Source organism: Nostoc sp. S13 (genome assembly GCF_029379315.1).
GTDB lineage: Bacteria > Cyanobacteriota > Cyanobacteriia > Cyanobacteriales > Nostocaceae > Nostoc.
This window is the reverse complement of the sequence record NZ_JAQYWQ010000178.1, coordinates 1-9,919: the sequence shown is the minus strand read 5'-3', so window position 1 is coordinate 9,919 and position 9,919 is coordinate 1. Positions and strand designations below refer to the sequence as shown.

At 41.7% G+C, this 9,919-nt stretch carries 8 protein-coding genes; 5 read left to right on the top strand and 3 right to left on the bottom strand.

The features are described 5' to 3' along the window. Positions 1-651 precede the first annotated feature (651 nt). Complete coding sequence (locus tag PUQ00_RS30845) at positions 652-2,346, bottom strand: DUF1565 domain-containing protein (protein WP_300423626.1); 1,695 nt, start codon at positions 2,344-2,346, stop codon at positions 652-654. A gap of 655 nt (positions 2,347-3,001) precedes the next feature. Then, the gene (locus PUQ00_RS30840; protein ID WP_300423624.1) at positions 3,002-3,427 is read right to left on the bottom strand and encodes a hypothetical protein; all 426 of its coding nucleotides are present in this window, start codon (positions 3,425-3,427) and stop codon (positions 3,002-3,004) included. Positions 3,428-3,847: 420 nt separating this feature from the next. Between PUQ00_RS30840 and PUQ00_RS30835 the strand changes: the two genes are divergently transcribed. Further along, entirely contained in the window at positions 3,848-4,828 is a 981-nt protein-coding gene (locus PUQ00_RS30835) for an ABC transporter substrate-binding protein (protein WP_300423623.1), read from the top strand. Between the two features lie 9 nt (positions 4,829-4,837). Next, positions 4,838-6,625, top strand: a complete 1,788-nt coding sequence (locus tag PUQ00_RS30830; RefSeq protein WP_300423621.1) for a diguanylate cyclase — start codon at positions 4,838-4,840, stop codon at positions 6,623-6,625. 93 nt (positions 6,626-6,718) lie between these two features. Here the strand turns inward: PUQ00_RS30830 and PUQ00_RS30825 are convergent, their stop codons facing one another. Beyond that, on the bottom strand, positions 6,719-7,681 hold the full coding sequence (locus PUQ00_RS30825; RefSeq protein ID WP_300423619.1) for a M48 family metallopeptidase: 963 nt from the start codon (positions 7,679-7,681) through the stop codon (positions 6,719-6,721). A gap of 160 nt (positions 7,682-7,841) precedes the next feature. Between PUQ00_RS30825 and PUQ00_RS30820 the strand changes: the two genes are divergently transcribed. Genes PUQ00_RS30820 through PUQ00_RS30810 form a run of 3 tightly spaced genes read left to right on the top strand, consistent with a single transcriptional unit; the run spans position 7,842 to position 9,832 of the window. Next, on the top strand, positions 7,842-9,443 hold the full coding sequence (locus PUQ00_RS30820) for an ATP-dependent DNA helicase (protein WP_300423617.1): 1,602 nt from the start codon (positions 7,842-7,844) through the stop codon (positions 9,441-9,443). A 6-nt stretch (positions 9,444-9,449) separates the two neighbouring features. Continuing rightward, positions 9,450-9,599 (top strand): hypothetical protein, encoded by a 150-nt coding sequence (locus PUQ00_RS30815; protein ID WP_300423616.1) that lies wholly within the window; start codon positions 9,450-9,452, stop codon positions 9,597-9,599. A 17-nt stretch (positions 9,600-9,616) separates the two neighbouring features. Next, positions 9,617-9,832 carry a DUF2839 domain-containing protein gene (locus PUQ00_RS30810; RefSeq protein WP_300423615.1) on the top strand — a complete coding sequence of 72 codons (216 nt, stop codon included), beginning with the start codon at positions 9,617-9,619 and terminating at the stop codon, positions 9,830-9,832. Positions 9,833-9,919 lie beyond the last annotated feature (87 nt).

The following is a 9,919-nucleotide window of genomic DNA, read 5'->3' as shown; positions in this document are numbered from 1 at the left end:
AAGTCAGAATTCAGGAGTCAGAATGCAATCAGTGGGGGATTCAGACCCGCCACTTTCTTGTTGACCACCAAATTTTCTTGTTTTGTGGGGGTCTTATACCAATTTAATGTGAAGTTACACATATCTAGATCCCCCTAAATCCCCCTTTTTAAGGGGGACTTTGATAGATATTTTCCGGTTCCCTCCTTATTAAGGCGGGCTAGGGGGGATCGAATTATATGCAGCTTCATAAAAAATTGGTATTAAACCCGTTTATTCATCCACCAGTCGCACAAAATACCCAAGTGAATTCTGGCGACTGGCACCTTTATTCTGTTTGATAAAAAAAAATTATTAGGAAATCCCAAAAAGCAAAAATTTCTGAAAAACTAGAAATAGTTGAAACGGGGTCAGCCCCTTTGGGTAAGTCAAAAGTCAAAAGTCAAAAGTTAAAAGTTAAAAGTCAGCGAATATAAAGATCCTAAATTTTATGTTTAAAAAACCCTAAAATTAATAAAATTCACAATATTGGAAGCGTCAGACTGATAATTTGTTAGTCTGGCGCTTCCAATTGGTTAACTAGTACAGCATGGCGGAAATAAACCACCCCTTTGAAACGTCTGAAACCCTTGTAATTACGAATTACGAATTAGGTGCAGCGTTACTAGGCATTTACTGAACTGTTACCAAATAGGATGAAGGAATTGGTTGAGCACGTCCAGCATTGACAAGTGCCTGGTAAACAAAGGCAGCAACTTCGGCTCTAGTCGCCTGACGATTAGGATTGAGTTGTTTCGCTGTCGGATAGTTGATTACTAGTTGCCGTGCAGTTGCCGCAGCAACAGGAACGATCGCATAATTAGGAATCTGGGCAGCATCGGTGTAAAAGGAAAGGACATTCTGATTATTCGCAGTTAAGCCCAAACCATTAGCTAAAGAGACTAACGCCTGGACTCTGGGAATTTGCTGCTGTGGCTTAAAAGTGCCATCGGGATAACCAGAAACAAATTGACTCTGGTAAGCAGATTGAATTGCAGCATAAGCCCAGAAATTGCTTGCGACATCCTTAAACTTAATGGCTGTGCGTTTGGCTGATGGTGTTAGGGCTTTAGTGACAATAGTGGCGAATTGAGCGCGGGTTACAGGTTCATTTGGTTTAAAGCTGCCATCAGGAAAGCCAGCAATAATATTTTGCGAGGCTAAAGCTTCGATGTAAGTTTTTGCCCAGTAATTTGCTGGCACATCTTTAAAGGCAACAGTCCCTCCAGGGGGTACGTTAACAGTTGCGGCAACAAAATCTACTGAGCCAAAAATCTTTTTCTGATTAATATCGTTGCCAACAGCAACAATTTTACCGGTTTTAGTGGCGTTGTTCACGTCATAACGAGTGTTATTGCGGATCAGATTGCCACCAGGATTTTCGTTGGTGCCGAGGTCGGGTAAAGCATTAACAGTTGCTACTACTCCATCCCGCTTATTGTTCTGAATAACATTCTTACGCAATACGGGCTTCGCTGACTCTGAGATAAAAAGACCGTCTTGGTTTTCGACAATTTGGTTTTCCACAATTAGGGGTGTGGAAGTGCCACCGATAGCTAAACCAAAACCAGTATCCTGAAATAAGTTATTGCGGATTTCTCCTTGGGCAGCTTTAGTAATTGAAATCCCATTGCCTTTGTTTTGCACAAACAGGTTACTTTCAATTTTGGGATTGCCTGTACCCGTGACAAAAACGCCCTCTCTAACACTGTTAGAAAAAGTACTGTTTTTGATAATGGGATTAGTTGACTCCACCCAGACACCCGTACCCCGGCTATTTGGGTTGGTAACACTGACACCAGCGATCGTGGTATCTTGGTCGGCAAGGATGGTAATATCCTGTCTGGCAAAGGAGCGACTAGTGTAGAAACCTCCACCTGTAATCAATATCGCCTGACCTTTAGTAGCTTCATCACCCCGCAGTGTCACCCCAGGTTTAAGCAGGAGGGGGAAGCTTTCGCCACTTTGCTGGTTATAGTTCCCAGGTGCTAATTGAATAACTGCACCTGGTTGGGCTTGACTGAGAGCAAAACTGATACTTTTGTAGGGTGCATTTGACGTTGTACCAGCAGCAGCACTATCTGCACCACTTGCAGGATTAACGTAAATCACTGCGGCTGTTGCAGGAGTTTGCGCTGTGAGAGTTGGGGTAATACCTGCTCGGTGAGTAGCACCAGCATTAACCTCACCTGGTAGTAGTATTGACCCACTAGAAACAACAAGCATTGCCGTTAGTCCGGCTCCCACACGTAAAGTATATCTAAGATGACTGCTAGGAAGAAGGCGAAAATTTTTCGCTGGAGAAATGTGAAAACCCCGATATTTCATTTTTTGAGTCTGTGATGTGCTGAATTACGGTATGTCGAACAAGGTTGAAAGTAGCACCCTTGTAGCTGCTATAAACCCATGCAAAACTATACTGGATGATTAGCACTGATTCAGCCAAATTCCCTAGATAGATCACAGAACTTATACATTAGTTATATTGTGTCATTTAGAAAATTTTAGTGGTACACCATTAGACTTATCCGGAAATGAGAACTTTATTTGGCTGAAACCTAGCTCTGGAGAGGGTTTTAGAGGTTCCTGTTTTATATAAGCTAAAAAGCCAGCTATGTAAGGGTTTCAGCTATTTTGAGGTTTATTTGTGGATAAGTCTATTTATGACACTTTAAGGCAAAATTAGTTTTGTCAATAGTAATTACGCGATAAATCAGCTAGTTGATGGAGTATCAAATTGACATTTGTACTGAGTTAACGATGAAATACCTACAGCACTTAAGCAAACAATAGCTGAAATCCTGATTTTCTTCTTAGGGGTAATTGATGAATTGCCCTAAAGCGCGTGTAGTTTTGCGTAAGCCCTAACCTACAAGAAAAAGTGCGATCAAGCGATCGCATTTTATCCAAAAAGCGATCAGAGAAAATATTATTGATATCTTAGATGACAAAGGCTGAGTACTTTACCCTACAAGTCAAAGCTTTATTTCGACTCTAATTTTAGCGAATGCTTAGATGAAACAGCTTTCATTTTCAAGTTCGTAAATTGCACGATCGCTTTTACCAATTCTTGCTGTTCTGGTTGCAAATTAAGTTTTTCTAGGGCTTTATTGATATTATTACCAGCCCGGAGATTGTGAGTAAGTTGGGCACGTTGCGATATGTTTAAAACTGCCTCAATTTCCCTATTTCTTCTCTGACGCACAGCTTGGAGTTGTTGGCTTTGCAAGGGAGTCAGGTTAATCTTTGACGAGGTGGAGTAGCTTGTAGTTTTGGTAGTTTGAGTGAAAATGACACCAGAAGTAGTATGGAATTGAACGGGTGCAGCTAAGGCAATTCCCGAAATGAAAAGGACAAGAGCTAGAATAGCAGCGAACACAGAAAGCCGTTTTGTCAAGTGAATTGCCATATTCAAAAATGCCTACATCTAATTTAATACTGAGATATAATTAACCAATTTTCAAGTCTTAATTTTGAATATTGAATTTATCCTACCCCCAAAAGGATGGTAGTTCAGCTAGAAAATATTATCTATTTTAAGGGAATCCAAAAAAAATAATTCTTCTGGTTCCTTCATAATTCGTGAACTTCCTATTGCTGAGTCTATTCCTAAATCCGCTTCGACAAGTGGTTTTCTTGCTCTATTAGGCATACTAGGCTTAAGTTTAGCTCTCAAATACAAAAATAAAATGAATGAGGGGTAGTTTTTCGGTGGCTGCAACCTGAGACAAAATATGGGGTGTAGACTTTTTGAATATATTAAAGCTTAATTGAATAGCTCCCATAGCGTTTTCAATTTCTCAAAATTTGGTTAAGGAGAAAATATTCTATGTTTAAACTACTTAAATACCTTAGTATTTTTCTCATTTTTGCCTGTTTGCTATTTGCTTGTTATGCTTGGACACCGACTGAATTGAAACGCCCTCCCTTGAAAGTTGAATTTGCATCTTTTGTTGGCGAGTATCCAGGCATCATTGCTCAAGAAAAAGGATTCTTCAAAGCCCAAGGGGTAGATGTGGAACTAATTTATAAACGACACACCCAATTGGAACAAGCAAATTTCAGCGCGGGTAAATATGATGGGATTACATCTTCCTTGGGAAGTTTTATAATCTTGAGTGCCACAAATCCTGATATACAAGGTGTGATCATTATAGATGAATCAACAGGAGCAGATGCGGTAGTCGCCCAATCACAAATTAAAACCGTCGCTGATTTAAAAGGGAAAAAACTGGGTACAAATCTAGGCGGTTTTAGCGAAGTTTTCGTGACTGAGATGTTGAAAACTGCCAACTTAACCAGCGATGATGTTAACTTGGTTAAATCAGAAGCTTTAGAAATTCCTCAACGCTTAAAAAATAATGCTATTCAAGCCGGACACACTTGGGAACCCCATCTTTCTGAAGCTATTAAACTAGGGGAACATATCCTATTTACCAGTAAACAAACCCCTGGCTTGATTTTAGATATGATTATCTTTCGTAGTGATACAATCCGCGATCGCCCCGAAGACATTCGTGGATTTGTGCGAGGATGGCTGCAAGCCTCGACTTATTGGAAAGCAAATGTTCAGGAAGGAAACGCTATCATCAGCAAAGCGTTAAAAATTCCTAGCAATACACTTTCTTTGGAGGGAGTAAAGCTAATTGATTTAGGTGAAAATCAAAAATTATTTCAATCTAGGAACCCTAATTCCATTTACAAAACTGCCAAGATATATGGAGACTTTTTTATTCGCTCTGGAAACGTGACGCGCATTCCTGAGCTAAAAAGTTTGTTTAATTCTTCCTTCTTGAACCCTGCTTCCTAGTTTAAAGCCATGCAGCACTCTCTTTTGGGCGGCATCCGTACAAAGTTGATTGTCTCGTTTCTCATTGTTGCTTTGATTCCGTTGCTGTTATTGGCATTTATCAACAAACAGACAACTGAAAAAGTACTAACTGGCAACGCTCAACAAGCCTTATCTGCGGCGGCTAACGAAACCACTAATAGAATAGATGCTTTTATTGATGGAAATCTCAATGCCGTGCGCGTAGAGGCGATTTTACCAGGCTTGGCACGCTACCTCAGCCTAACTCCAAAACAGCGAGATGACAGTCCCGAAATGCAATTAGCGACAGAAACATTAATCCGTCTCAGTCGCAAAGATATGGTCAATATTTTCTCTTATGCTTTGCTCGACTTAAACGGTAAAAATGTATTGGATACATATACACCGGACATTAGCAAAGATGAATCAATTCAAGATTATTTTAAAAAACCACTGGAAACTGGGTTATCCTTTGTTTCTAGCATGAAGCGATCGCCGATAATTCCTGACCTTGTTACCCTCTTTTTTAGCAGTCCGGTTCGCAATGCCAAGGGAGATATATTGGGTGTATTGCGTGTTTCATACAATGCTACTGTTGTTCAGCAGTTAGTAACTCGACAAAATGAACGGGCTGGGGCAAAATCTTTTGCTATTCTTTTAGATGAAAATAATATTTATCTGGCACATAGTATTGCACCAAAACTACTTTTTAAATCAGTTGTACCTCTGCCTTTCAATGTTGTAATTCAACTAGAAAGGAAAGAGCATTTGCTTAGTTATCCTATCAAAGAATTGGTAAATAATGAGTCAGAACTTAAACAAGCATTGGATAATAAAAAACAGTTGTATTTAATTGCATCTTTGTCAGGAACAGGTAATCAGGTTAATCTGATTGCGATCGCTCGTTTAAAATCTAAACCTTGGTCTGTGTTGTTCGCACAGCCCCTTGCTGTTGCCCTAGCACCTGTAGAAAAGCAAATTCGTGACGCAATATTTCTATTTGCACTTATCCCTGGAGTCGTGACAATCATCGCTTTTGCTATTGGGCAACTGCTAACAATGCCAATAATTTACCTTACAAATATAGTTTTCCAGTTTACCGAAGGTAACTTAGATATCCGCGCCAAAATTAGCTCAAAAGACGAAATAGGTCAACTGGCAAAATCGTTTAACAACATGGCACTTCAGTTACAAACATCTTTTGAAACTTTGGAACAACGGGTACAAGAGAGAACAGCAGAGTTAGTAATTGCTAAAGAAAAAGTAGAATATGCAAATCAGAAACTAGAACAACTGGTAAATCTAGATGGTTTGACTCAGGTGGCTAACCGTCGCTGCTTCGATCAACGACTGCAAGCAGAATGGAAACGCCTTGCACAAGAACAACAACCTCTGTCACTGATTTTATTCGACGTTGATCAATTCAAACTTTACAACGATTACTATGGTCATTTTGAAGGCGATCATTGTCTAATTAGAATAGCGCAAATAGTGCAACAGATGGTTCGTCGTCCTGGTGATCTAGTAGCACGTTACGGAGGAGAAGAATTTTTGGTACTTCTCCCCAATACTGAATTAGTAGAAGCGATCAAAGTAGCACAAAGAATTCAACAAGCAATTCACGATCAGGCCATTCCCCATGCACTGTCTAATATCAAGGATATCGTCACCGTTAGTTTAGGTATTACTTCTCTCATACCGACTTGTGACATCAAACCAGATACACTCATCCTTTTAGCCGATAAAGCCCTGTACAATGCCAAAGAAAAGGGGCGCGATCGCTATTGTACTTATTAGACATATAACGCCGGATGGGACTTTCTCTCAACATATATGTAGTGCATTAGGCAAATCAAACGCACTACATATAACTTCACTCAGCACTCAAAACTACTCAGTCCTTCTCAATCTGTCGATTTCCCGTTGTAATTCTTCAATTTGACGGCGTAAAGTTTCTGTTTCATTTACGGCAGATTCTGCTGCAACATTTACTGCTCCTGAAGCAGGCGATCGCTGATAATTTCCACGGCGAATTTGCTGATATTCTTCAGATACTGCCCATTGCCGTAAGTAATGCAAGCGTTCTACAGGGAAGGGATGGCTCAACATCATACCCTGAGCGCCACTGTACATCAAGAATTTATACACCTGATTCAGTCCATCTTCATCCAATGCCTGATAATTTTCTGACTGCTTGATAAACTCTTGTAAACTACATTCATTGGCATATTTGTTACTACCGCCAGAGACTTTCATCATCAAAGACATCACCGGATTCAAGTCATCCATCACTAGTAGTGCGGCGCGATCTGATGATAACTCCGCTTTCCGCCGCCACTCAAAAAACGCGTAAATCAAGCCCTGAGAGACAAAATTGCCAATCCCGAAGGTCAATTCTCCCAAGGCAGAAGCAGCATTCATCGCCCACATCGCCATTTGAATTAAAATAGTATGACCACATTTAATATGCCCCAGTTCATGGGCTAACACCGCCCGAATCTCGGCTTCGTCTAGTAAGTCTAGTATCCCTGTATTTATGACTATGTAAGGATTCTCTTGCCCCAGCGCATAGCTATTTGCTTGGGGATTTTGCGAGACAAAGAGTGTCGGTTCTGGGTAAATGTCCAAATCTCGGACGCATTCCCGAAATATCTGGTAAATAGTGGAATATTGACGCGGCCCAACTTGGATGGTGCTACCCATTAGATAGACTAATTGAGGGCGTTCGTAGATAAATTCCACAAATTTACGAGCGATTAAATCAAATCCCGGTAAATTTCGTAAGGCTTGCTCGGCTTGACGATCTAGTGGATGCCTGAAGGCTTCGCTGGAAATTCCTGTGTAAGTTGGCATAATTTAGGGTAATTGGTGATTAATCATTGGTGATTGGTCATTGGTCATTGGTCATTAGTTTTGGATCAATGGCAAAGGACAAATGACAAATGACAAATAACAAGATAATAGAAATGGGGCAATTGGAAGTAAAAATCACTTTGTATGGGATTAAAAGCGTGTGATTGAGGCAGAAGTTCATTTGTCACTACATAACTTTTTGCGATCGCAAGCGGGGTTCCCTTCCTGGCCCCATCATTTGACGATGGCACGGTTGGTAGCACGCGCCTTGCGCCTGGGACGTAGCGCCCTAATTCAAGTCGGGGCGGTTTGTGGCTATCAAGGGCGGTATCGTACCAGTTTCGTAGCATCAGCCCTGATGTGGCATGGGCCTGTAATTATTGTTGCTCAAGAAGCAGTGCAGCAACTTCTGCTGCGGGTAGAAATTCCCCGTTTACAGCAGTGGCTACCAGCCAACAAACCGATTAGGACAGGTGACGCTTGGCCTGGTGCCCAATTTCAAGGGCTACTGTTAACCTCCCCAGAAGCTTGGTTGAGAGGACAATTGGCTGGTGGCTCTCGCTTTCCCCAAGGCATCCCCACAATTATTGATGGGGCAGATGATCTAGAAGATTGGGTGCGTACTCAGCTTACCCAAGATATTCAACCCCATGATTGGGATCAACTGATGCTGGCTTGCCCAAAGCAAGCTGAGGCAATTCATGAAGCACGGATACAACTGGCACACGAACTTTTTCAGCATCCTGCTAATCCCTATGAATGCTACCTAATTTCCCAGCCAGAAATAGAAATTTTAAGTCGTCTCTATTCTGCTTTCGAGTCAGTACAAGCAATGCCAGAACCTTGGAAACAATTCTGGGAACAATTTCAAACCCTTGATGAAAATCTTTCCCCCACTGCCTCACGGCAGTTGCTACAACGCGGGGAACCCGCGCAACCCACTGCCTCGCCTCCTCTCTTCTGGGCGACTATTGCCCATCGACAAGGTTTATTTTCTTTGCACTACGCCCCAATGGAATTAGGCGAAATACTCTCACCCATTTGGCAGCGACAACCAGTAGTTTTAATTGGCAGCGCTATAGAACCGGAAACTGAGGCTCCTCTTTTCCAACAGCGCCTGGGTTTGGACGATTTAACTTGCCTGAAGTTCTCTTCGGATCAAGTGGAAGCAATTCAACTGTATGTACCCTATAAGTTGCCCCTACCGAACACGCCAGAATTTCAAGCGGCATTTATTCACAAAGTCCGCACACTGGTTTGTCTAAGTGCTACAGCACCAGGATTAACGGTTGTCTTAGTCGGGGATGTACCACTGAAATCTCAAGTTGCGGCAATTCTGGCCTCAGAGTTTGGTTCGCGGGTGCAAGTAGAAAAAACTTGTTTAGATGAAAATGGTATTTTGATTAGTGGTTGGGAATTTTGGCGAGAACATCAACGAGTCTTGCCTGCACCCCAACTGTTAATTATTGCTACTTTACCTCTACCATCTTTGGAAAATCCCCTAGTAGCTGGTAGGGTAGCTCGTTATAAGCGATCGCATCAAGATTGGTTTCGTTTATATTTGTTGCCATCTGCCTTGAATGAATTACAACGGGCGATCGCTCCAGTCAGAGAAAGTCAAGGGATCGTGGCTTTGCTTGATAGTCGCGTAGTTAACCGCAGCTACGGCGCTCAAATTCTCGCAGCTTTAAGTCCTCTGGCACGCATTAACTATCTCGATCCCAGTCTATTTTCTAACACTGATGAAGAAAATTCCACCTAAAATTCAGTGATCAATGCCCACTTGCCCAATTTAAATTTTGTCAAACAAAGGGCGATCGTTCACAAGCAAGCATTATTATCAGCTTATGAAGGTGATGCGATTCATCGCCTCTCTGTAGCCATGATTCCTGGCAAGATAAATTTAGAACCTAAGTAAAATTTGAGTTGCTGATTATGGGTGAAGCAAAGCGTCGTAAAAGCACACTAGGGGAAACATACGGTCAAGAAACTCGGATCTTGTCTTGGCTTCCCATCACAAAAACTCAAGCCGAACTATTTGTCACCTGGACTACTCGTGGTGCCTGGATAGGCATTGGCCTGATGGTTGTGGGATGGGCAACTATCCGTTTTATCGGCCCAGCCTTCGGTTGGTGGCAAATAGTCTCATAAATCCTGATGAGTTACGCAAAAACTCTCTCAAACTATTAGACCTATCCACAAATAAACCTCAAAATAGCTGAAACCCTTACATAGCTG